Source organism: Streptomyces sp. UC4497 (genome assembly GCF_054871485.1).
The window spans coordinates 201,994-224,490 of sequence record NZ_JBTYHB010000002.1 but is presented as its reverse complement, the minus strand read 5'-3'; the positions used below and the strand labels follow the sequence as shown (position 1 = coordinate 224,490).

Sequence of the window (22,497 nt, the reverse complement as noted above, 5' to 3'; positions counted from 1 at the left end):
TAGTCATGCCATCCAAGAGGAGGGTTCCATGGCGGTACGCGCAGCAGTGGCGGGAGCGAGTGGATATGCGGGCGGCGAAGTGCTGCGCCTGCTGCTCGCCCACCCCGAGGTGGAGATCGGCGCCCTGACGGGCAACTCGAACGCGGGGCAGCGCCTGGGCGCGCTCCAGCCCCACCTCTTCCCGCTCGCCGACCGAGTCCTCCAGGAGACCACGACGGAGGTGCTCGCGGGGCACGAGGTCGTCTTCCTGGCGCTGCCGCACGGGCAGTCCGCCGCCGTCGCCGAGCAGCTCGGCCCGGACGTCCTCGTCGTCGACATGGGCGCCGACTTCCGGCTGAAGGACGCCGCCGACTGGGAGACGTTCTACGGCTCGCCGCACGCCGGCACGTGGCCGTACGGCCTTCCCGAACTGCCGGGTGGCCGCGCCGCGCTGGAGGGGTCCAAGCGCATCGCGGTGCCCGGTTGCTACCCGACGGCCGTCTCGCTCGCCCTCGTCCCCGCGTACGCGGCGGGGCTCGTGGAGAGCGAGGCCGTGATCGTCGCCTCCTCCGGCACCTCCGGCGCGGGCAAGGCGGCCAAGCCGCACCTGCTCGGCAGCGAGGTCATGGGGAACATGTCGCCGTACGGGGTGGGCGGCGGTCACCGGCACACCCCCGAGATGATTCAGAACTTCAGCGCCGCGGCGGGGGAGCGGGTCTCCGTCTCCTTCACGCCGACGCTCGCGCCGATGCCCCGCGGCATCCTCGCCACGTGCAGCGCCAAGGCGAAGCCCGGCGTCACCTCCGAGCAGGTGCGGGCCGCGTACGAGAAGGCGTACGGCGAGGAGCCGTTCGTCCATCTGCTGCCTGAGGGCCAGTGGCCGCAGACGGCCGCGGTGTACGGGTCGAACGCGGCGCAGATCCAGGTCGCCCACGACGAGGCCGCGGGTCGCGTCATCGTCATCAGCGCGATCGACAACCTGACCAAGGGCACCGCCGGCGGTGCCATCCAGTCCATGAACATCGCCCTCGGTCTCGACGAGACCACCGGGCTCTCGACGATCGGAGTCGCGCCGTGAGTGTGACGGCAGCCAAGGGATTCCAGGCCGCGGGCATCGCCGCCGGAATCAAGAACAGCGGGAACCCGGACCTGGCCCTCGTGGTCAACCGCGGCCCCCGCCTGGCGGCCGCGGGCGTCTTCACCTCCAACCGCGTCAAGGCCGCCCCGGTCCTCTGGTCCGAGCAGGTCCTCAAGGGTGGCCTCGTCTCCGCCGTCGTCCTCAACTCCGGTGGCGCCAACGCCTGCACGGGCCCCAAGGGCTTCCAGGACACGCACGCGACGGCCGAGAAGGTCGCCGAGGTCCTCGAGGTGAACGCCGGGGAGGTCGCCGTCGCGTCGACGGGCCTCATCGGCGAGCTGTTGCCCATGGACAAGGTGCTGCCCGGCGTGGACAAGGTCGCGGCCCAGCTCTCCGAGCACGGCGGCGAGAAGGCCGCCATCGCCATCAAGACCACCGACACCGTGCACAAGACGGCGGTGTACGAGGGCGAGGGCTGGACCGTCGGCGGCATGGCGAAGGGCGCCGGCATGCTGGCCCCCGGCCTCGCCACCATGCTGGTCGTCCTCACCACGGACGCCGACCTCGACACCGAGGTCCTGGACAAGGCGCTGCGCGACGCCACCCGCGTCACCTTCGACCGGGTCGACTCCGACGGCTGCATGTCGACGAACGACACGGTGCTGCTGCTCGCCTCCGGCGCCGCCGAAGTCACCCCGGAGTACGAGGAGTTCGCCAAGGCCGTCCGCCTCGTCTGCGACGACCTCGGCCGGCAGCTCATCGGCGACGCCGAGGGCGCCAGCAAGGACATCAAGGTCGAGGTGATCAACGCCGCGAGCGAGGACGAGGCCGTCGAGGTGGGCCGCTCCATCGCGCGGAACAACCTCCTCAAGTGCGCCATCCACGGCGAGGACCCCAACTGGGGCCGGGTCCTCTCCGCGATCGGCACCACGAAGGCCACCTTCGAGCCGGACGAGCTGAACGTCGCGATCAACGGCGTGTGGGTCTGCAAGAACGGCGGCGTGGGCGAGGACCGCGACAAGGTCGACATGCGCTACCGGGAGGTCGTCATCACCGCCGACCTCGCCGCGGGCACCGAGACCGCGACGATCTGGACGAACGACCTGACCGCCGACTACGTCCACGAGAACAGCGCGTACTCCTCATGAGCGAGACGAACGACACCAAGCAGGCCACCGCGCGGAAACACACCGCGCTCCCCAAGGCCCAGACGCTCATCGAGGCGCTGCCCTGGCTGACCCGGCACAACGGCAAGACGGTCGTCATCAAGTTCGGCGGCAACGCCATGGTCGACGAGGACCTGAAGGCCGCCTTCGCCCAGGACGTCGTCTTCCTGCACCACGCGGGGCTCAAGCCCGTCGTGGTGCACGGCGGCGGCCCGCAGATCAGCAGGGCGCTGGACCGGCACGGCATCGTCAGCGAGTTCAAGGCGGGCCTGCGGGTCACCACCGAGGACGCCATGGACGTCGTACGGATGGTGCTCGCCGGACAGGTGCAGCGCGAGCTGGTCGGCCTGCTCAACCAGCACGGGCCGCTCGCCGTCGGCATCACCGGCGAGGACGCGCACACCATCACCGCCACCAAGCACCAGCCCCGCATCGAGGGCGAGCTGGTCGACATCGGCCGGGTCGGCGAGATCACCGAGATCGACACCGGCGCCATCGAGGCCCTGCTCGCCGACGGCCGGATCCCGGTCGTCTCCTCGATCGCCCGTTCCCAGGACGATTCGCATGTCTACAACGTCAATGCTGATACGGCGGCTGCGGCACTCGCTGCTGCGCTGGACGCCGAGACGCTGATGGTGCTGACCGACGTCGAGGGCCTCTACGAGGACTGGCCGAACTCCGACGAGGTCATCAGCCGGCTCACCGCCACCGAGCTCGAGAAGCTGCTCCCGGAGCTGGCGAGCGGCATGGTCCCGAAGATGGAGGGCTGCCTGCACGCCGTGCGCAACGGGGTGCACACCGCCCGCGTCATCGACGGGCGGGTCCAGCACTCGATCCTGCTGGAGATCTTCACCGACGAGGGCATCGGCACGATGGTCATCGCCGACAAAGAGGTCGACAAAGAGGTCGTGAAAGAGGGGGAGGACAACTCGTGACGGATAACCAGGAGTTGACGGAGCGCTGGCAGGGCGCCCTGATGAACAACTACGGCACCCCGAGGCTGCCGCTGGTCAAGGGCGCGGGCGCCAAGCTGTGGGACGCCGACGGCAAGGAGTACCTGGACTTCGTCGGCGGCATCGCGGTCAATGCGCTCGGCCATGCCCACCCGGCGATCGTCGAAGCGGTCTCCACGCAGATCGCCTCCCTCGGCCACGTCTCGAACCTCTTCGTCGCCGAGCCGCCCGTCGCACTCGCCGAGCGCCTCCTCCAGCTCTTCGGCCGGGACGGCGCGGTCTTCTTCTGCAACTCGGGCGCCGAGGCCAACGAGGGCGCGTTCAAGATCGGCCGGCTCACGGGCCGGACACACATGGTCGCCACGACCGGCGGCTTCCACGGCCGCACCATGGGCTCCCTCTCGCTGACCGGCCAGGCCGGCAAACAGGACGGCTTCACCCCGCTCCCCGGCGACGTCACCCACGTCCCGTACGGAGACGTGGAAGCGCTGAGGACAGCGGTCACCGACGAGACCGCCTTCGTCATCATCGAACCGATCCAGGGGGAGAACGGCGTGGTCGTACCCCCCGCCGGCTACCTCAAGGCGGCCCGCGAGATCACCCGGGCCACCGGCACCCTGCTCGTGCTCGACGAGGTGCAGACCGGCGTCGGCAGGACCGGGCACTGGTTCGCGTACCAGGCGGAGGAGGGCATCGAGCCCGACGTCGTCACGCTCGCCAAGGGCCTCGGCGGCGGCCTCCCGCTCGGCGCGACGGTGGCCTTCGGCGAGACGGCGAAGCTCCTCAAGCCCGGCCAGCACGGCACGACGTTCGGCGGCAACCCGGTGGCCTGCGCGGCCGGCCTCGCGGTCCTCGACACGATCGCGGGCGAGGGCCTCCTGGAGAACACCAAGGCGGTCGGCGAGCGCATCAAGTCCGGCGTCGAGGCCCTCGGCCACCCGCTGGTCGGCCACGTCAGGGGCGAAGGCCTGCTGCTGGGTATCGTGCTCACCGGGCCCCGCGCACCGCAGGTGCAGCAGGCGGCCCAGGACGCGGGCTTCCTGGTGAACGCGCCCGCACCCGACGTCGTCCGGCTCATGCCGCCGCTGAACCTGAGCGACGCCGAGGCGGACGCGTTCCTCGCGGCACTGCCCGCCGTACTGGACACGGCATCGACCGACGCGGAAGGGCGATCCTGAGGAGAATGGGACGACGATGAGCAGCAAAGCGGAGAGAGACGTATCCGCGGCCACGAACCTGGCGCACGCGGCGTCGGCCGTACCGCAGACCCGTGCCGCGCGGCACCGCCGGATAGTGGACATCCTCAACCGTCAACCCGTGCGCTCCCAGAGCCAGTTGGCGAAGCTGTTGTCCGACGACGGGCTGACGGTCACGCAGGCGACGCTCTCCCGCGACCTGGACGAGCTGGGCGCGGTCAAGATCCGCAACACCGGTGGTGAGCTGATCTACGCCGTGCCCAGCGAGGGCGGCTTCCGCACCCCGCAGGCCCCGCTCGGCGAATCGGCCAAGGAGGAGCGGATGCGCCGCCTGGCCGGCGAGCTGCTCATCTCGGCGGAAGCCTCGGCGAACCTCGTGGTCCTGCGCACGCCCCCGGGCGCAGCCCAGTTCCTCGCCTCCGCCATCGACCAGGCCGAACTCCACGTCATCCTCGGCACGATCGCGGGCGACGACACGGTCATGCTGATCAGCCGCGACCCGGCCGGCGGCCAGTCCCTGGCAGACCACATGCTCCGCGTGGCCCAGAACGACCACTAATCTCAGCCCCGCCGGCGTTTGAGGCGCGGGGTCCGGGGCGGAGCCCCGGTTTTCGGGAAGGGGCGGGTTGGGGGAAAGAATCCCCTCAGCCCACCCCCACCGAACGCGCCCCGTCCTCCCCAAGAAACGCCACCAACTCCTCCACGGTGGGCCCGGTCGCAGGCCCCCTCCGCGTCACCGCCAACGCAGCAGCCGCATTGGCCCCCCGGGCAGCGTCATACGCCGACACCCCCCGCCCAAGCAGCGCCAGAAACGCCCCGACATGCGCATCCCCCGCGCCATTGCTGTCCACGGCCTCCACCGCAAACCCGGGCACGTGCACCACATCCCCCGCCCCCGGCGCAGCCAACCAGCACCCATCCTTGTCGGCCCGCACCAACACCCCCGCCCCCTCCCGCAACCGCCCCCGCAAGGCCTCCGCCGCCTCCCGCGGCTCGGCACCCCCGGCCAGGATCCCGGCCTCACGCGCATTGCAGCTCAACCAGTCCGTCCGAGCGAGAACCGGCTCAAGGGCCTCGGCCGGAATGTCCGCCACCAACGGCGCCGGATCGAAACAAACCCGTACGTCATCGGGGAGACCCGCCACAAGGGCGGCCAGCAACGGCCCATTGACCTCCATGACCAGCCCGTACCCGGACACCTGCACCAGGTCACCACCGCGCACGGCTCCCGCGATCGCCGCCGCCTCGTCCGCCGTCATCCGCGCGTCGACCCCGAAACTGGTCACGAACGTCCGCTCGCCACCCCCGTCGACGAGGGCCACACAGAACCCGGTGTCGCCGTCCGTCCGCGCCGCAAGCACCGTCCCGATACCCTCCGCGGCGAGCGCGGAACGCACCAACTCCCCGTAGGGGCCCGTGCCGTGAACCCCCGCGTACACCGCCTCGGCGCCCAGCCGCCGCGCCGCCGTGAGCGCGTTGAAGCCGCCGCCCGCGTACAACTCCGTACGCGTACCGATGACATCGCCACCCCGCTCCGGCAGGGCGGGCACGTCGATGACGAGATCGGCGATGACGTTCCCGGCGAGAACGACACGGGAGTCGGCGGTCATCGTGTGGCCTCCTTGAAAGCGGCGGAATCGGTGTCGGGGGAGTCGAGGGTCACCTTCGTGCGGCGCCCGAGCAGCGCGTACAGCACACCGCCCACGACGATCGCGACGAGCCAGCCGAGCCCGTTGGCGCCGAGCCAGGACCCGGCCAGCGGGCCCTTGAACCACACGTCGTCCGCGCTGGTCGAGGCCGTGGTGAACAGCAGCCCGGCCACGATCGCCACCACCCACGCGACGACGGCGGGCAGATGGAAACCGCCGGTGTACCAGTAGCGGCTGGTGCGGCCGGTGTTCATCACGGCTTCGGTGTCGTACTGCCGGCCTCGGGCCATGTCGACGACGATGATCCCGATCCACGCCGAGATCGGCACGGCGAGCAGCGTCAGGAACGTACTGAACGGGCCGTAGAAGTCGCCCGCGATCAGCATGAAGTAGACGCCGCCGAGGAACATCAGGGCGACATCGATGCAGACCGCCCAGGCCCGCGGCACCCGCAGACCGAGCGTGATCATCGTCAACCCGGCCGAGTACGTGGACAGGTGATTGGACATCAGCAGTCCGCCGAACGCCGCGATCAGATACGGCACGGCCATCCACGACGGCAGCATCGCGTTGATCGCCGCGACCGGGTCGGACGAGGTCGCGAGCGTCGGATCGCCCGCCGTGAGCAGCGAGCCCAGCGAGATCAGCAGCACCAGCGGGATGCCCGCGCCGAACGCGGAGGCCTGCACGAGCCGCCCGCCCGGGATGGACCGCGGCAGGTAACGGGCATAGTCCGCACCGGCGTTGGCCCAGCCGATGCCGGTGCCCGCGGCGATGAAGCCGATGCCCGCGATGACACCGCTGAGTGGTCCGGCCGGGGCGTCGAGGACCTTCGACCAGTCGACGGTCGCGACGAGGAAGCCCATCACGACCAGGTTCAGGATCCCGAAGGCCACCGTCGCCCACTTGTTGATCCACATGATCGTGGCGTGCCCGAGCCCGCTGATCAGCAGCGTGCAGGCGATGAAGACCAGCAGACAGATCAGGGTGAGTACGGTGCCCTGGCCGAACCCGAAGAGCGTGTTGAGCAGAGCGAGCAGCGCGTACGCCGCCGTGGTCGTGGTGATCGTCTCCCAGCCGACCCGGCTGAGCCAGCTGATCAGCGTGGGCCCGTGGTTGCCGCGCTGGCCGAACACCGCGCGCGACAGGGTCAGGGCGGGCGCGCCGCCCTTCTTGCCGGCCAGGCTGAGGGCGCCGACGAGCGCGAAGGAGCCCACCGAGCCGACGATCGCGACGATCACAGCCTGCCAGATGTTCAGGCCGCGGAAGGCGACGAGCGTCGCGCCGAGCGGCAGCCCGAGGATCGAGATGTTGGCGGCGAACCACGTCCAGAACATCTGGCTGGCGTGGCCGTGCCGCTCGCTGTCGGGGACCGGTTCGATCCCCCGGGTCTCCACGGTGCCGACGCGGTCGTTCTTCGTTGAATCGGCCATGGCGGAACCTCCTTGCTCTTGCTCGGTGCGGACGGGTCTCGGTACAGGCGGGTGAGGTCCGTCAGCGGTTGGTCCGGTAGGTGAGCAGCTGCCTGGTCAGCGGCTCCAGGTCGAGCCCGTTGACCTCGCGCAGGGTGCGTACGGCGTCGGCGGGCAGGGCGGTGAGGCCGTGCAGGGAACCGGCGATCGCGCCGGCGATCGCGGCGATCGTGTCGCTGTCGCCGCCGAGGTTCGCCGAGAGGAGCGTGGAGCGCCACGGGTCGCCGCCGGTCAGCGCGAGCACCGCGAACGCCGCGGGGACCGACTCCTGGCTGGCGACGCTGGTGCCGATGAGCGCGACGACACGGTCGAGCGCCGCGGTCTCGTCGAGGCCCGCGACCAGCTCGCGCACGGAGGCGATCCGTGCCGAGATGCTGGCGCCCGCGACCCAGTGACCGCGCCGCGCACCGGCCGCGGAGGCGGCGATCGCGGCGTCAAAGACGTCGTCGAGGGTGCCGCCCGCGACACCGGTGGAGACCGCCGCGGCGACGGCCGCCGCGCCCGCGATGCCGATGTTCGTGTCGTGCGTGACCTGGCAGGACTCGACGACCCGGTCCAGGAAGGCCTCAGTGCCGCCAGGGGTGTAGGAGAAGGCGATGCCGACCGGCGCGACGCGCATCGCGGAACCGTTCGTCGTGCCGTACTTTCCGGCCTCCTTGGGGTCGGCGCCCCGGTCCACGGCGTCGAGCGCCGCCTTGGTCGAGGGGCCCAGCAGGTCGAACGACCCCTTGGCCTTCATCTCCCGCTCCCAGGACAGGAGTTCCTCGGCGAACCGCAGCGGGTCCACGTGCCCGCCGCCCTCCACGATCAGCCGCGCCACGATGACGGCCTGGTCGGTGTCGTCCGTGACGGACCCGGCGGGCATCCCGGCGCTGACCGGGTTGTCGGGCCGCGCGGGCTCGAAGCCGCTCAGCGTGCCGTAGACGCGGACGACGTCCTCACGGGACATGACCTGGGTCGGCATGCCGAGCGCGTCGCCGAGCGCGAGCCCGTAGAAGGCACCGGCGGCACGGTCGAAGAGGGCGGGATCGGGGGTGGTACTCACGGTTGGCCTCCTCGGCCGGTACGTACGTGCAGTTGGAACCGGGACGGATCGAGCAGGCTCGTGACCTGCTCGACCACGCCCCCGTCCGCGTCGCGGAACACCTGGGCGACGCGGAGGAAGGAATCGCCGGGGGAGCGGCGCAGGGCCGCGGCGTCGGCGTCGTCGAGTCCGGCGACGGCGATGTGCGCGTCACTGGAGGCGCGGACCCGGCCCGCCGCGGCGAGCGTCTGGTCCAGGGAGCCGCCGTCGAGCCCGCGCTCGACCAGATCGGCCAGCGGCCCGACGGCGGGCACCCGGCTGAACTCCAGCGAGACGCCGTGCCCGTCGGGCAGTCGGCGTACGCGGTCGAGAGCGATGAACTCCGGGAAGTCCAGGCCGAGTTCGGCGGCGAGCGCCGCATCCTGTATCCGCTCGAAGCGCAGGGTCTGCGTCGTCAGCTCGGTGCCCTGTGCGGCCAGCGCCCTGGTCCAGCCGAGATGCTGGTCGAGCGGGGCGCCGTCGAACGTGACGATCGACCCGATCCCGGCGTGCGTCTCGATGAGCCCCTGCTCGCCGAGGACGCCGAGGGCCTGCCGCACGGTCGTCCGGCTGACCCCGAAGCGCTCCCGCAGCGCGTGCTCACCGGGCAGCTTGCTGCCGTCGGCGTGCACGCCCGTACGGATCTCCTCGGCGAGGACGTGGGCGACGCGGTGATGCTTGTGAACCTGTCCAGGCATGTCTAGAAGGTAGACACGAAGAAGCCGACCTGTCTACACCTGTCCAGTCACCTTTTCGGTTACCTGGTCGGTGTCGACCTGGTCGGCTTCTTGAATGCGTGCGCGGGGCCTACTTCTTCTCGGCCGCCCTCGCCCGGTATGACATCCACGCCGCGACCAGCGCGCCCGACACGTTGTGCCAGACCGAGAACACGGCGGCGGGCAGCGCGGCCAGCGGGCTGAAGTGGGCCGTGGCCAGGGAGGCCGCGAGGCCCGAGTTCTGCATGCCGACCTCGAAGGCCATGGCGCGCGACGCGGGCTTGCCGAGCCGGCCGAGCTTTCCCGCGCCGTAGCCGAGCGCGAGACCGAGGCCGTTGTGCAGCACCACCGCGACCACGACGAGGGCGGCGGCCGACTTGATGGCGTCGGCGCTGCCCGCCACCACCACGGCCACGATCACCGCGATGGTCAGCGCGGACAGCCACGGCAGCACCTTGAGCAGCCGGTCGACGTAGCGGCCGAGCGCGAGACGCACGACCAGGCCCGCGATCACGGGGAGCAGCACGGTCTTCAGGATGTCCGTCATCATCGACCCGGCGTCCACCGGCAGGTACGCACCCGCGAGCAGCAGCGTCAGCGGCGGCGTGATCAGCGGCGCGAGCACCGTGGAGACGGTCGCCACGGACACCGAAAGGGCGACGTCGCCGCGCGCCAGATACGTCACGACGTTGGACGCGGTGCCGCTGGGCGCGCAGCCGACGAGGATGACACCGGCCGCCAACTGCGGGGACAGGCCGAGAGCGTGGGCGATCGCCCAGCCGAGCCCCGGCATGATCACGTAGTGCGCGACGAGCCCGAGTCCCACGGCCCACGGCCGCTGCGCGACGCCCTTGAAGTCCGTGAGGGTCATGGTGAGGCCCATGCAGAACATCACGACGCCCAGCAGGTAGGGCACGTTGGTGCCCCAGCCGGCGAACGTGCCGGGGGAGGCGAGCCCCCAGGCGCCCGCGACGAGGACGAGCGCGGGGAAGACGGTGACCGCCAGTCGGGCGGCGCGGTCGGTGGCCCCGCTCGTCGTGGGGGAGGTGGGGCTCGTGTGTTCGGTTTCGCTTCGCACCGGGCGATGCAACGCCCCGGCGGCGAATCCACGCAACCCCGTCTCGTTATGTGGTCCCTACACGAGAGCCGGTACCGGCATAGGTGTCCATGTCCGTATACGTATCAGTACCGGGCGATTGGTAGTACCCGGCGATTGTCAGTACCTGGTGATCGCCGTCGCTCCGCCAGCCGTCCCGATCGCGATGTGCGGGGACTGCCCGGGGTTCGCCCAGGTCAGGATCCGGCGCATGGCGTCCTTCGGTACGGACACGCAACCGGCCGTAGCCCCGCGCCCGTTGACGTGCAGGAAGATTCCGGCTCCGCGGCCGTGCACGGGACGGTAGTAGTTGAAGCCGACCACGAGCGCATGCGCGTACTGCGTCGCGTAGTCGGCGAGGCGCTCGGACTCGGCGGCGCGGCAGTCGCGGGGGCGCGGCTCGGTCCAGCGGTTGTACGAGCGGGAGGCGTTGTCCTGGCACCACCAGGAGTCGCGGTGCACGCGCCGGTACGTCGTCCGGGTCCCCTCGGGTGCCGCCTTGACGCCGAACGCGAAGGGCAGGTCGTAGAGGCCGGTCGGCGTCGTGTTGGTGCCCTGCTTGCGCTTGCTCCCCGCCACGAGCCCCTTCGCCCCGAACCGCGCGGGCGCCGAACCGGCCTTCACCCAGCGGCCGTTCGCGCCCCGGTCCCACCAGGTGACGGTGCCGGTGGTCGAGGACGTGCGGGGCGCCTGCGCGGTGATCAGCTGGCGGCCGCCGCCCGTGTCCGCCATGCGGGCGGGCAGCGGGTCGGCGGCGGAGGCGGGGGTGGAGGGGGCCGCACCGAGGGCGGCGCAGGCGGCGACGGCGGTGGCGATACCTGCTCGAATAGGGCGCATGGGTCAGAACGTAGCGGGCGGCAGCGGCAACGGCAGCCCGGGCAGTCCGTCCAGGCTCTTCGCGATGTACTCCTTCTTCTGGAAGTACGCGTCGAGCCCCGCGTCGTCCTCGCGCTCGAAGCGCCTGCCGTGCAGGTCGCGGTCCTCGTCGTACGTCATGAAGGGCACGGCGTAGCCGCAGGTGTCGCGGATGTGTTCGGCGTGCACGACGATGATCGCGCGCAGGCCGTTGCGGGTCGGGTCGATGTCCGGGAAGCGGCCGACCAGCTCGGCGAAGCGCGGGTCGTCGCGGAACACGGGCTCGCCGCGGCCGTGCACCCGGACGATGTTCGGCGGGCCCTGGAACGCGCACCACATCAGCGTGATCCGGCCGTTCTCGCGCAGGTGCGCGATGGTCTCCGCGTTGGAACCGGCGAAGTCCAGGTACGCGACGGTCCGTTCGTCGAGCACGGCGAAGGAGCCCTTGAGGCCCTTGGGGGAGAGGTTGACCGTTCCGTCGTCGGAGAGCGGTGCCGTCGCGGTGAAGAAGACCGGCTGGTCCTCGATGAACGTGCGCAGCCGCCCGTCTATGCGTTCATGACTTTTTCCCATAGCGGGATGATGCCCGGTTCACGCTTCCTTCGGGGGAGGTGTCCGTACGGCGAAATATCCGCCGGCCAACAGGAGGGCGCATCCGGCGAGTTGGAGCGGCGTGGGGCGCTCGCCGAGGGCGACGGCACCGAAGGCGAGTGCGCCGACCGGAGTGAGCAGAAGCAGCACGGCGCCGACGTGGCTCGCCAGGCGCGGCGAGTACACCGCGACGAGCAGCCACCCGATCACGCCGCTGGTCAGCGAGGCCGCCGCCAGCCAGCCGAGGGCCGCCCACCCCGGCGCGAACGTCACACCGCTCCACAGCGCACCGCCCGCCAGCGAGACCAGGGCGGCCGACGCGGTGACCACGAGATACGTCTGCCGGATCTGCCCGGAGAGCCCGCCGCGGCGCAGCAGGAACAGGAAGCCCGAGTAGCAGAGGGCGGCGAGCAGCGCGTGCACGGTCCCCAGGAAGGGGTCGGCGCCGACCGCCTTGGACAGCACGCCGCCGGTGAGCGCGACGCCGACGACGAGCGGCGGCAGCCACAGCAGGAAGCGCCGCGCGACCCGCTCCCCGTCCACCAGCCACGCCAGCAGCGGTACGAGCACCACCTGGACATTGACCAGGACCGTGGACAGGCCGGCCCCGACCTCCCCGATGGCCGCCGTCCACAGCAGCATGTCGCCCGCGAACAGTGCCCCTGCCAGTACCGCGAGCGCGAGGTGGCGCGCGCCCGGCGCTCCCTCCTTGCGCCGCTCCGGCGCGCACAGGAGGGCGAGCAGTGGCAGGGCCAGCGCGCAGCGCAGATAGGAGGCCGTGCCCGGCGACGTGCCGGAGAGGTCGATGAAGACGGGCGCGAGGGAGAGCGAGAGCGCGCCGACACCCATGCCGATCAGGGCGCGGGCGCGCGTCGGGGCAGCGGGCCGCTTGATCATGACGCTGCCGGGTACCCCTCCGACCGGCCGGCCATGCGGTGTCCGTATCGGTAGCGCCGTATCGGTGGCGCTGTATCGCCGTCCCCGAACCGGCGGCCCGAGGCACGATTGACGAATCATGCAGAACCCTGCATAATCATGCACAACGACGAACGCACCGGCATTCAGATCCACCGGCCCGAGGAGCAGAGCACGTGAGCAGCAACACCGGCGATGTCCGCCTCTGGGGCGGCCGGTTCGCCGACGGCCCGGCCGAGGCCCTGGCGAAACTCTCCGCCTCCGTCCACTTCGACTGGCGCCTCGCCCCGTACGACATCGCGGGCTCCCGTGCCCACGCGCGCGTGCTCAACAAGGCGGGACTGCTCACCGAGGACGAGCTGACCCGCATGATCGCCGGCCTCGACCAGCTGGAGACGGACGTCGCGGACGGCTCCTTCGTCGGCACGATCGCCGACGAGGACGTGCACACCGCCCTCGAGCGTGGCCTCCTCGAGCGCCTCGGCCCGGACCTCGGCGGCAAGCTGCGTGCGGGCCGCTCGCGCAACGACCAGGTGGCGACGCTCTTCCGGATGTACCTGCGCGACGAGGCCCGCGCCATCGGCGGCCTGATCGCCGACCTCCAGGAGGCCCTCGTCGGCCTCGCGGAGGCGCACCCCGACGTCGCGATGCCGGGTCGTACGCACCTCCAGCACGCCCAGCCGGTGCTCTTCGCCCACCACGTCCTGGCGCACGTCCAGTCCCTGTCCCGGGACGCGGAGCGGCTGCGGCAGTGGGACGAGCGGACGGCCGTCTCGCCGTACGGCTCCGGCGCCCTGGCCGGCAGCAGCCTCGGCCTCGACCCGGAGGCGGTGGCGCGCGACCTCGGCTTCGAGCACGGCAGCTCCGCCAACTCCATCGACGGCACGGCCTCCCGTGACTTCGTCGCCGAGTTCTCCTTCATCACCGCGATGATCGGCGTGAACCTCTCCCGGATCGCCGAGGAGGTCATCCTGTGGAACACGAAGGAGTTCTCCTTCGTCACGCTCCACGACGCCTTCTCCACCGGCTCGTCGATCATGCCGCAGAAGAAGAACCCGGACATCGCGGAGCTGGCGCGCGGCAAGTCGGGCCGCCTCATCGGCAACCTCACGGGCCTGATGGCGACGCTCAAGGCGCTGCCGCTCGCGTACAACCGTGACCTCCAGGAGGACAAGGAGCCGGTCTTCGACTCCTGCGACCAGCTGGCTCTCCTGCTCCCGGCGTTCACCGGCATGCTGGCCACGCTCACGGTCAACCGGGAGCGCATGGAGGAGCTGGCCCCGGCCGGCTTCTCGCTCGCCACGGACATCGCCGAGTGGCTCGTGAAGCAGGGCGTCCCGTTCCGGGTCGCGCACGATGTCGCGGGGGAGTGCGTCAAGGTGGCGGAGTCCGAGGGCAAGGAGCTCGACGACCTCACCGATGACCAGTTCGCGAAGATCTCCGAGCACCTCACCCCCGAGGTCCGCACGGTGCTCAACGTTCCGGGCGCCCTGGCCTCCCGCTCGGGCCGCGGTGGTACGGCGCCGAGCGCGGTCGCCGTCCAGCTCGCCGAGGTCAAGCAGGACCTGACGGTGCAGCGCACCTGGGCCGACGCGAAGAAGTAGGCCCACGCGGGTACCGAGAAGGGCCCGGTTCGTCCATCCGTGGACGAACCGGGCCCTTCGGCGTGTACGCGTATGTGCCCGGGTGGGGCGTCAGCGGCGCGCCCGCGCCCCGCCTCCGTAGCTCGACAGGTCGAGCAGCAGACCGAAGACGATGACCACCCAGCCGATCCCGCGGACACCGACCACGGGGGCGTACGCGAGGACGTACCCCAAGGTCGTCCACGGCAGCAGGATCAGGCCGGCGAGCGGCAGCAGAACGCCGGTGAAGGCGCGGTCCACGAGGTTGGTGAACAGCCACGTGATGACCAGGGCCACCCGTGGCCCGATGGCGGCCATCGCCGCGAAGATGCAGCACCCCATGCCGGTACCTCCAGAGAGTCGGACGTCCCGACAGTCGTAACACTGGGTGAGGGCGACGGCTACTGGAGTACCGGCCAGGCGTGACGACCTCCCCTCGAAGGGCCGCCCCCTCGGATGGCCGCCCCGCAAACCAATGAGACATTCATGTCTCATGTGACGTACTCTTGTCTCATGACAGTCGATCGCGCTCAGGTACTGCACAGCGCTGCCGCCCTGCTGACCCGCAGGTCCACGGCCACGATGGACGAGGTGGCGCGGGCCGCCGGCATCAGCCGGGCGACGCTGCACCGCCAGTTCGCGGGCCGGGACGCGCTGGTCCGCGCGCTGGAGGAACTCGGTATCGCCGAGTGCGAATCGGCGCTCGACCGTGCCCGGCTCGACGAGGGGCCGGCCGCGGACGCGTTGCGGCGTCTCGTCCGTGAGGTCGAACCGTCGGCGCCGCTCCTCGCCTTCCTCGTCACGGAGAACCAGCTCTTCGAGGGGGAGCAGCAGCACGAGGGCTGGGCCCATCTGGACTCCCGCATGGAGGCACTGTTCCGGCGCGGGCAGGAGGCGGGCGAGTTCCGGATCGATCTGACACCCACCTGGCTGACCGAGGCGCTCTACGGCCTCATCGGCAGCGGCGCGTGGGCCGTACAGGACGGCCGCGTCGCGGCGAAGGACTTCCAATTCATGATCGTCGAGCTGCTGCTCGGCGGCGCACTTCGGAGAGTGGAACCATGACCAGCACATCACAGCGCACCCCTGCGGCGGAGGTGGTGGAGTCCCGTCCCGCGCGGTGGCTCGCCCTCTCCGTCCTCGTGCTGGCCGTGCTGCTCGTCGCCGTGGACGCGACCGTCCTCGGCCTCGCGACCCCGTACATCAGTGAGGACCTGAAGCCTTCCGGCACGCAGCTGCTCTGGATCGGTGACGTCTACTCGTTCGTCATCGCCGGACTGCTGGTGTCGATGGGCAGCCTCGGCGACCGCATCGGCCGCAAGAAGCTGCTCCTTGTGGGAGCGGTCGCGTTCGGTGCGGTCTCGGTGCTCAACGCGTACGCGACGACGCCCGAGCTGATGATTTTGGCGCGCGCCCTGCTGGGTGTCGCGGGCGCGACCCTGATGCCGTCCACGCTGGCGCTGATCCGCAACATCTTCCACGACCCGCGCGAGCGGTCGCTGGCCATCGGCATCTGGGGTGCGATGGCCTCGGCGGGTGCGGCGGTCGGTCCTGTCGTCGGCGGGTTCCTCCTCGAGCACTTCTGGTGGGGCTCGGTCTTTCTGATCAACCTGCCCGTGATGGCGATCCTGGTGGTCGTCGGCGTGAAGCTCATCCCTGAGTCGAAGAACCCGGTGCCGGGTCCGTGGGACCTGCTGAGCGTGGTGCTGTCCCTCGTCGGCATGATCGGCGTCGTCTACGCGGTGAAGGAGGCGGCCGCGCACGGCCTCGGCCTCGGTGTGGGCGCGTCGGGGGTGGTCGGCGTGGCGGCGCTCGTCTGGTTCGTCCGGCGCCAACTCACACTCAAGGCGCCCCTGTTGAACATGCACCTGTTCCGCAACCGCGGCTTCTCGGGCGCGGTCCTGGCCGACCTCCTGACGATCCTCGGCCTCGCGGGCCTGGTCTTCTTCCTCTCCCAGTTCCTGCAACTGGTGCAGGGGCGTGCGCCGTTCGAGGCGGGCCTCGCCGAACTCCCCGCAGCGGTGGGGGCGGTGGCGGCCGGTCTGGTCGCCGGTACGGTGGCGCGGCGCTTCTCGGTACGTTCCGTGGTCGCGGGCGGGCTCGCGGCGGTGGGCCTGGCGCTTGCCGCGCTCACCACGCTGAGCCAGTCGACCGGGTATCCGCTGCTGGGTGTGGTGCTGCTCGTCGTCGGTGTCGGCGCGGGCTTCTCGTTCACGGTGACGGCGGACGTGATCCTCTCCAGCGTGCCGAAGGAGCAGGCGGGTGCGGCGTCGGCGGTGTCCGAGACGGCGTACGAACTCGGTACGGCGCTGGGTATCGCGCTGCTCGGCTCGATCGTGACCGGCGTCTACTCGGGGTTCACGGTTCCGGCGGGCACGCCGGAGGACGTCGCGGTGGCGGCGCACGACTCGCTCGGCGGAGCGGTCGAGGCGTCGGCCGGCCTCCCGGCGGCCCAGGGCGAGGCCCTCCTCACCGGCGCGCAGTCCGCCTTCGTGGACGGCCTCCAGGTGGCGGCGGGCGTCGGCGCGGTGGTCCTGCTGGCGACGTCGGTGGCGGCCTGGTTCCTCCTGCGCGGCCAACGCCTGGAACAGTAACCCGTCCGCCACTCACGGGGCTCCGCCCCGGACCCCGCGCCTCAATCGCCGGCGGGGCTTGATTGACCGGCACCGGCCCACCCCGGCCGCCTTGGGCAATCTGCCGCCTGGGGCGGCAGGGTGGGCAAGGCGGCACCCCGGTGCGGCGTGTCGAGAAGTCAGGGGCCGGCCCCCGCCGCGGCAATGGGCCCCCCGGTGCCGCGCGCCCACCAGGACGGCCCCGCCCCGGCGCAGCAAAAAACCCGGTCGACCGGAAAGATCCGGTCGGCCGGGCCCACGCACCCGTAAAAAGGACTACGCCGCCTTCGCCTTCGAGGCGTACATGTCCACGTACTCCTGGCCGGACAGCCGCATCACCTCGGTCATGACCGAGTCCGTCACGGCCCGCAGGACGTAGCGGTCACGCCCCATCCCGTCGTAGCGGGAGAACTCCATCGGCTCGCCGAACCGCACCGTCACCTTGCCCGGCCGCGGAATCCCCGCACCCCCGGGCTGCAACTTGTCCGTGCCGATCATGGCGAAGGGCACGACGGGCGCACCCGTCATCAACGTCAGACGGGCGATACCCGTCCGACCGCGGTACAGGCGGCCGTCGGGGGAGCGCGTGCCCTCGGGGTAGATACCGAAGATGTTGCCCTCCTCCAGGATCCGACGGCCGGTCATCAGCGCGGCCACACCGCCGTTCGCCCCGTCGCGGTCGACCGGAATCATGCCGACCCCGGTGAAGAACCACGCCATGAGGCGGCCCTTGAGGGACTTCCCGGTGACGTACTCGTCCTTGCCGATGAAGAAGACCTGCCGGTCACAGACGAGCGGCAGCAGCATCGAGTCGATGAACGTCAGGTGGTTGCCCGCCAGAATGACGGGACCGCTCCCCGGGATCTTCTCTGCGCCTTCCACACGCAGGCGGAACATCAGGCGCATGATCGGACCGAGCACTGCCTTGATGAGCGCGAAGCGGGACAACGAGCCCTCCGATGTCAAGGAATGAGCAGGGATGGGTACCTGTTTTGGACTGAGGAGTCTGTGCAGGTGAGGACGATACTCGCGGACGAGTACCCGTTGCACATCGGGTTCACCGACTGGATACGCGGAGTTGACCGAAGTTTGCGCCCCGTTGATGCGCGTGCAACGCCCGGACGCCATGCCGCATCACCCTGACGTTCCGTCCAGGGTCTCCCACTCGTCACTTCCCCACGCCTACGATCGGTCTCGCTTTGACAGGTGCAAGGCAGTACTTGGTGGGAGGAGTGCTTCATGGGGAACAAGGGGAACGAGCAGTCACAGGCCGCACAGGGGGAGCAGCAGCCGCGGGGCATCGCGGCGCTCGGCCGGCGCTCGCTGCTCGGCGCGGCGGTCCTCGGCGCGGGAGTCACGGCACTCGGAGCGGCCGGAACGGCGAGAGCCGCGGACAGAGAAAGTGGCGCGAATAACATGAACAAGGGCCTCGCAGGTCTCCCCGTGCCCACGGTCATCGCGCACCGCGGCACCAGTGGCTACCGGCCGGAGCACACCCTCGGCTCGTACCAGCTGGCGCTCGACATGGGCGCGCACATCATCGAGGCCGGCGACCTCTGTCCGACCAAGGACGGGCATCTCGTATGCCGTCACGAACCGGAAATCGGGGGCACGACAAATGTGTCCGAACACCCCGAGTTCGCCGACCGCAAGACGACGAAGAGCCTCGACGGCGTGGCCACCACCGGCTGGTTCACCGAGGACTTCACGCTCGCCGAGCTGAAGACGCTGCGGGCCAAGGAGCGCATCCCGGGCACCCGCCAGCACAACACGATCTACGACGGCCGCTGGGAGATCCCCACCTTCGAGGAGGTCCTGCGCTGGCGCGCCGAGCAGAGCAAGAAGCTCGGCCGCGAGGTGTGGATCTACCCGGAGCTCAAGCACCCCACCTACTTCCGCAAGCAGAACCTCGCCCTGGAGGAGCGCATCGCGAAGGTGCTGCGGGCGCACAAGCTGAACAGGCGCAACTCGCCCGTCATCATCCAGTCCTTCGAGCCGACGAGCATCCAGCGCATGAACAAGCTGGTCGACAACCCGCTGGCCGTCCTCCTGTCCACGGCGAAGTCGCGCCCGTACGACTTCGTGGACAGCGGTGACCCGCGCACCGTCGCCGACCTGATCACGCCCAAGGGCCTCGCGGAGATCGCGACGTACGCGAACGGCATCGGTCCGACCCTCGACCTGATCATCCCGAAGGACGCGTCGGGCAAGCTGACCCAGCCCACGACCCTGGTCAGGGACGCGCACAAGGCGGGCCTCGTCCTGCACCCGTACACGATGCGCAACGAGAACACCTTCCTGCCGGCCGACTTCAAGAAGGGCACCGACCCCAACGCGTACGGCGACGCGTTCGGCGCCTTCAAGGCGTACTACGAGACCGGCATCGACGGCATCTTCTCGGACAACTGCGACACGGCGCTCCTCGCCCGCGAGGACTTCGTCAACGGGTGACCCCCGGCGTCAACGGGTGACCCCCGGGCGCCGGTTGGAGTGAGACCCGGCCGCCCCGGCAACCGGCCGCCGGGGCGGCCCCGTCCCGCCGTACATGACGTACGACACCGTGATCGAGCCCCTGCGGCCCCTCCTCGCGGCCGAGGTCCGCGCCGAACTCCCGGGCGGCGCCGCCGACCCGGGCGACCTCGAACAGGCCGTCTGGGTCCGCCTCCTGGAACACCTCGGCACCCGGGGCGCACCGGACGACCCGGCCGCCTGGCTGCGCGAGGCGGTCCGCGCCGAGGCCCGCCTCCAACGGAGTACGGAACTGCGCGAGCTTCCGTACGGCCTGCGGCCCGCCCCAGACCCGGCCGCCGTCGATCCCGAGTGCCGCGCGCTCGCCCGCGAACGCGACCGGGCGCTGCGGAGTGCGGTGCGCCGGCTGCCCGGCCGCTGTCGGCGCCTCATCGACGCGCTGCTGTCGCCGCAAGACCTCACTTACCGTGAGATCGCGGGCGAGTTGGGTATCTCACAGGGCAGCCTTGGGCCGGAACGTTCCAGATGTCTGGGATGCCTGCGCAGAATCCTGCCCTCCGAGGTTGCGCTCACGGCCCGCCGGGGAAAAGGGTGAAGGACAACCGGCGAACAGGTGAGCGGGAGGCATGCACACATGGGCATGAGCGTGACCATCTCTGCGGCGACCGAAGCGGATGCCGAACAGATCCTCAAGCTGCAGTACCTCTGCTACCAGAGTGAGGCGCAGCTCTACGGGGACTACTCGATCGAGCCGCTCACACAGTCCCTGACCTCGATCAGGGCCGAACTCGACAGCGGCACCGTGCTCGTGGCGCGCCTCGGCGACGAGGTGGTGGCGTCCGTGCGCGGCACGGTCGACGCCGACGGCACGGCGCACATCAACAAGCTGATCGTCCATCCGCGCATGCAGCGGCACGGCCTGGGCGGCCGACTGCTCTCCGCCGTGGAGAACGCGCTGGGCGAGAAGGGCACCGCCAAGCGCTTCCAGCTGTTCACCGGGCACCGCAGCGACCACAATCTGCGCCTGTACCGCCAGCACGGCTACGCGGCCGTGTCCACGCAGCGGGTCGACGACCGCCTCACGGTGGTGACGCTCGCCAAGGACACCGAGGGCCAGGGCGCCACGGCGAACGCGTTCGCGGCGAGCGCCTGAGGGTCAGCTCTCCGGCTGCTGCCGCTGCAGCACACCCTTGCGCAGCCAGTACATCGCGCTCAGCGGCAGCAGCACCGGGATGAACAGATAGCCGACCCCGAAGTCCGACCACACGGTCGCGTCCGGGAACGCGGACGGCTCCACCAGCGTCCACGTACCGACGATCAGCACGCCCGCCAACTCCAGGGCGCAGCACACGAACGCGGCCCTGCGCGCCGTGTCCCCGCCGCGCACCAGCGAGTACGTGATGAAGGCGTACACGAGCCCCGCCACCGCCGACAGCGAGTACGCCAGCGGTGCCTTGTCGAACTCCGTGGAGATCTGCACCGCCGAGCGCGACACGGCGCCGACGACCATCACGCCGTACAGCCACACGAGCAGCATGCCGGGTCCGCTGATGAGGCGGCTCCGCTTGTTGTCCTTCTCTTCAGCGGTCACAGCCACCTCAGCCTCCCCAGATGTCAAAGAGCCGCACCTCGAGAACGGCGAGCACCACGCCGCCCGCGGCGACCGTCACCGAACCCCAGCGGGTCCGCTCGGCGAGCGACATGAAGCCCGCGGCCGGAACGCAGGCGAACGCCCCGATCAGATACGCGACGAAGATCGTCGTGCCCTGGTCCGGCTTCTCGCCACGGGCGAGCTGCACGATCCCGACCACCAGCTGCACCAGCGCGAGCACCGACACCACGGCCATGCCGATGAAGTGCCAGTCCTTGGTCGGCTGGTCGCGATACGCGGCGAAACCGCACCAGGCCGCGAGCGCCAGCGCGGCGAGACCCGTCACCAGGGTCAGGACATCAAGCATGGCCGTGAGCCTATTACGGGCCAAAAGACCCGATGCGCTCGACCCCGGTATGGCCCGTACCCTCGGTGACCATGAAGATCACCGCTGAAGCCCTGCTGTTCGACAACGACGGAACCCTGCTCTCGTCGATGGAGTCGGTGTACCGCTGCTGGACCCGCTGGGCCGAGGAGTACGGGATCACCGCCGAGGCCTTCGCAGCCGTCGAGCTGCACGGCCGCCCCGCCGCCGAGATCGCGGCCGACCTGCTGCCCGCCGAGAAGGTCCCGGGCGCCGTCGCCCGCATCGAGGAGCTGGAGGTCGAGGACGTGCCCAACGGCGGCACCCACGTCCTGCCCGGCACGCTCGACCTGCTCACCTCGCTCCCCGACGAGCGCTGGGCCGTCGTCACCTCCGCCACCCGCCGCCTCGCCGAGGCCCGCCTCGCGGCCGTCGGGATCAGGACGCCGCTGCTGATCGCCGCGGACGACATCACGCACGGCAAGCCCAACCCCGAGCCGTTCCTGCTCGCCGCGGGAAAGCTGGGCGTGGACCCGGAGCGCTGCGTCGTCTTCGAGGACGCCCCGGCCGGTCTCACCGCGGGCCGCGCCGGCGGCATGAAGACCGTGGCGTTGACCACAACGCACGAGGCGGACGAGCTCTCCGCCGACGTCGTGGTGAAGGACCTCTCCGCGGTGTCCGCGCAGGTCACGGACGCGGGCGTGGAGATCTCCGCCGAACTCTGAACCCACCCGGAACACCGGCCCCTGCTGTCCGAATAGCGGACAGCGGGGGCCTGGCGCGTCCTCACGTCTGCTTTACTTGCCCGCATGACCACGACGAGCAGCCGCACCCTTGCGACCGAGGCGACCATGACGCCCGGTGCTGCTTGTATGTGTCGAATGTGCGCCTTCTGAGGGCCCCCACCACGCCTGTACTCGCGCCCCGAAGCGAGACCCGCGCGCCCTGTTCCGTAGGGAGTGACTCCGCAGGGAGAAACCGTCCGCCTACGTGACCGGGCCTGCCCCGCGCACAGCTTCTCCTCACCGGTTCAACCGCCTCTGTGAGACCTGTCGCGCGCCCGGAAACTCCGAAAGTTCCCGAACGAATGCCCCGTGCCCGGCGCCACCC

Annotated in this window: 24 protein-coding genes; 12 read left to right on the top strand and 12 right to left on the bottom strand. The window is 70.6% G+C overall.

What is annotated here, in order from left to right; genetic code table 11:
• Positions 1 to 28 precede the first annotated feature (28 nt).
• The 5 genes from argC to ACYSUO_RS03735 are packed head-to-tail and all read left to right on the top strand — an operon-like array spanning position 29 to position 4,931.
• Positions 29 to 1,057: an N-acetyl-gamma-glutamyl-phosphate reductase gene (gene argC, locus ACYSUO_RS03755; RefSeq protein ID WP_461774534.1), complete on the top strand. Its 1,029-nt coding sequence runs from the start codon at positions 29 to 31 to the stop codon at positions 1,055 to 1,057.
• Positions 1,054 to 2,205, top strand: a complete 1,152-nt coding sequence (argJ, locus tag ACYSUO_RS03750; RefSeq protein WP_461774533.1) for a bifunctional glutamate N-acetyltransferase/amino-acid acetyltransferase ArgJ — start codon at positions 1,054 to 1,056, stop codon at positions 2,203 to 2,205. Before argC ends, argJ begins: the two co-directional genes overlap by 4 nt.
• Complete coding sequence (gene argB / locus ACYSUO_RS03745) at positions 2,202 to 3,158, top strand: acetylglutamate kinase (protein ID WP_461774532.1); 957 nt, start codon at positions 2,202 to 2,204, stop codon at positions 3,156 to 3,158. The genes argJ and argB overlap by 4 nt, the downstream gene beginning before the upstream one ends.
• On the top strand, positions 3,155 to 4,354 hold the full coding sequence (locus ACYSUO_RS03740) for an acetylornithine transaminase (RefSeq protein ID WP_461774531.1): 1,200 nt from the start codon (positions 3,155 to 3,157) through the stop codon (positions 4,352 to 4,354). Before argB ends, ACYSUO_RS03740 begins: the two co-directional genes overlap by 4 nt.
• Positions 4,355 to 4,370: 16 nt before the next feature.
• Positions 4,371 to 4,931 (top strand): arginine repressor, encoded by a 561-nt coding sequence (locus tag ACYSUO_RS03735; RefSeq protein ID WP_266721634.1) that lies wholly within the window; start codon positions 4,371 to 4,373, stop codon positions 4,929 to 4,931.
• Positions 4,932 to 5,016: 85 nt separating this feature from the next.
• On the opposite strand, the gene ACYSUO_RS03730 is transcribed toward ACYSUO_RS03735, so the two are convergent.
• The 8 genes from ACYSUO_RS03730 to ACYSUO_RS03695 form a co-directional block, all read right to left on the bottom strand.
• Entirely contained in the window at positions 5,017 to 5,982 is a 966-nt protein-coding gene (locus tag ACYSUO_RS03730) for a PfkB family carbohydrate kinase (protein WP_461774530.1), read from the bottom strand.
• Positions 5,979 to 7,454: a purine-cytosine permease family protein gene (locus ACYSUO_RS03725; RefSeq protein WP_461774529.1), complete on the bottom strand. Its 1,476-nt coding sequence runs from the start codon at positions 7,452 to 7,454 to the stop codon at positions 5,979 to 5,981. Before ACYSUO_RS03725 ends, ACYSUO_RS03730 begins: the two co-directional genes overlap by 4 nt.
• Before the next feature lie 61 nt (positions 7,455 to 7,515).
• Positions 7,516 to 8,538, bottom strand: coding sequence for an ADP-ribosylglycohydrolase family protein (locus ACYSUO_RS03720; protein WP_461774528.1), 1,023 nt, complete (start codon positions 8,536 to 8,538; stop codon positions 7,516 to 7,518).
• Positions 8,535 to 9,254 carry a GntR family transcriptional regulator gene (locus ACYSUO_RS03715; RefSeq protein ID WP_461774527.1) on the bottom strand — a complete coding sequence of 240 codons (720 nt, stop codon included), beginning with the start codon at positions 9,252 to 9,254 and terminating at the stop codon, positions 8,535 to 8,537. The genes ACYSUO_RS03720 and ACYSUO_RS03715 overlap by 4 nt, the downstream gene beginning before the upstream one ends.
• Before the next feature lie 109 nt (positions 9,255 to 9,363).
• A complete protein-coding gene (locus ACYSUO_RS03710; protein ID WP_461774526.1) occupies positions 9,364 to 10,350 on the bottom strand; it encodes a bile acid:sodium symporter family protein in 987 nt (328 codons plus the stop codon).
• A gap of 138 nt (positions 10,351 to 10,488) precedes the next feature.
• Positions 10,489 to 11,205 (bottom strand): L,D-transpeptidase family protein, encoded by a 717-nt coding sequence (locus ACYSUO_RS03705; protein WP_461774525.1) that lies wholly within the window; start codon positions 11,203 to 11,205, stop codon positions 10,489 to 10,491.
• A gap of 3 nt (positions 11,206 to 11,208) precedes the next feature.
• A complete protein-coding gene (locus ACYSUO_RS03700; RefSeq protein WP_461774524.1) occupies positions 11,209 to 11,796 on the bottom strand; it encodes a pyridoxamine 5'-phosphate oxidase family protein in 588 nt (195 codons plus the stop codon).
• Between the two features lie 18 nt (positions 11,797 to 11,814).
• Positions 11,815 to 12,711, bottom strand: a complete 897-nt coding sequence (locus tag ACYSUO_RS03695) for a DMT family transporter (protein WP_461774523.1) — start codon at positions 12,709 to 12,711, stop codon at positions 11,815 to 11,817.
• A gap of 194 nt (positions 12,712 to 12,905) precedes the next feature.
• Here ACYSUO_RS03695 and argH point away from each other — a divergent pair, with 194 nt between their 5' ends.
• Entirely contained in the window at positions 12,906 to 14,333 is a 1,428-nt protein-coding gene (argH, locus tag ACYSUO_RS03690) for an argininosuccinate lyase (RefSeq protein WP_461774522.1), read from the top strand.
• A 90-nt stretch (positions 14,334 to 14,423) separates the two neighbouring features.
• On the opposite strand, the gene ACYSUO_RS03685 is transcribed toward argH, so the two are convergent.
• Positions 14,424 to 14,693 carry a hypothetical protein gene (locus ACYSUO_RS03685; protein ID WP_426904898.1) on the bottom strand — a complete coding sequence of 90 codons (270 nt, stop codon included), beginning with the start codon at positions 14,691 to 14,693 and terminating at the stop codon, positions 14,424 to 14,426.
• A gap of 171 nt (positions 14,694 to 14,864) precedes the next feature.
• On the opposite strand from ACYSUO_RS03685, the gene ACYSUO_RS03680 reads away from it, so the two are divergent.
• Positions 14,865 to 15,416, top strand: coding sequence for a TetR/AcrR family transcriptional regulator (locus ACYSUO_RS03680; RefSeq protein ID WP_461774521.1), 552 nt, complete (start codon positions 14,865 to 14,867; stop codon positions 15,414 to 15,416).
• Positions 15,413 to 16,945 carry an MFS transporter gene (locus tag ACYSUO_RS03675; protein ID WP_461774520.1) on the top strand — a complete coding sequence of 511 codons (1,533 nt, stop codon included), beginning with the start codon at positions 15,413 to 15,415 and terminating at the stop codon, positions 16,943 to 16,945. Before ACYSUO_RS03680 ends, ACYSUO_RS03675 begins: the two co-directional genes overlap by 4 nt.
• A gap of 294 nt (positions 16,946 to 17,239) precedes the next feature.
• Here the strand turns inward: ACYSUO_RS03675 and ACYSUO_RS03670 are convergent, their stop codons facing one another.
• Entirely contained in the window at positions 17,240 to 17,929 is a 690-nt protein-coding gene (locus tag ACYSUO_RS03670; RefSeq protein WP_266721655.1) for a lysophospholipid acyltransferase family protein, read from the bottom strand.
• Between the two features lie 273 nt (positions 17,930 to 18,202).
• On the opposite strand from ACYSUO_RS03670, the gene ACYSUO_RS03665 reads away from it, so the two are divergent.
• The 3 genes from ACYSUO_RS03665 to ACYSUO_RS03655 all read left to right on the top strand — a co-directional run bounded on the left by ACYSUO_RS03665 (position 18,203) and on the right by ACYSUO_RS03655 (position 20,585).
• A complete protein-coding gene (locus ACYSUO_RS03665) occupies positions 18,203 to 19,414 on the top strand; it encodes a glycerophosphodiester phosphodiesterase (protein WP_461774519.1) in 1,212 nt (403 codons plus the stop codon).
• A gap of 94 nt (positions 19,415 to 19,508) precedes the next feature.
• Positions 19,509 to 20,027 (top strand): RNA polymerase sigma factor, encoded by a 519-nt coding sequence (locus ACYSUO_RS03660; protein WP_461774518.1) that lies wholly within the window; start codon positions 19,509 to 19,511, stop codon positions 20,025 to 20,027.
• Positions 20,028 to 20,066: 39 nt separating this feature from the next.
• Positions 20,067 to 20,585, top strand: a complete 519-nt coding sequence (locus ACYSUO_RS03655) for a GNAT family N-acetyltransferase (protein ID WP_461774517.1) — start codon at positions 20,067 to 20,069, stop codon at positions 20,583 to 20,585.
• Between the two features lie 3 nt (positions 20,586 to 20,588).
• On the opposite strand, the gene ACYSUO_RS03650 is transcribed toward ACYSUO_RS03655, so the two are convergent.
• Together ACYSUO_RS03650 and ACYSUO_RS03645 are read right to left on the bottom strand one after the other, a co-directional pair.
• Positions 20,589 to 21,050: a hypothetical protein gene (locus ACYSUO_RS03650; protein ID WP_461774516.1), complete on the bottom strand. Its 462-nt coding sequence runs from the start codon at positions 21,048 to 21,050 to the stop codon at positions 20,589 to 20,591.
• Entirely contained in the window at positions 21,031 to 21,390 is a 360-nt protein-coding gene (locus ACYSUO_RS03645) for a hypothetical protein (RefSeq protein WP_266721663.1), read from the bottom strand. Before ACYSUO_RS03645 ends, ACYSUO_RS03650 begins: the two co-directional genes overlap by 20 nt.
• 71 nt (positions 21,391 to 21,461) lie before the next feature.
• On the opposite strand from ACYSUO_RS03645, the gene ACYSUO_RS03640 reads away from it, so the two are divergent.
• Positions 21,462 to 22,112: an HAD-IA family hydrolase gene (locus ACYSUO_RS03640; RefSeq protein ID WP_461774515.1), complete on the top strand. Its 651-nt coding sequence runs from the start codon at positions 21,462 to 21,464 to the stop codon at positions 22,110 to 22,112.
• Positions 22,113 to 22,497 lie beyond the last annotated feature (385 nt).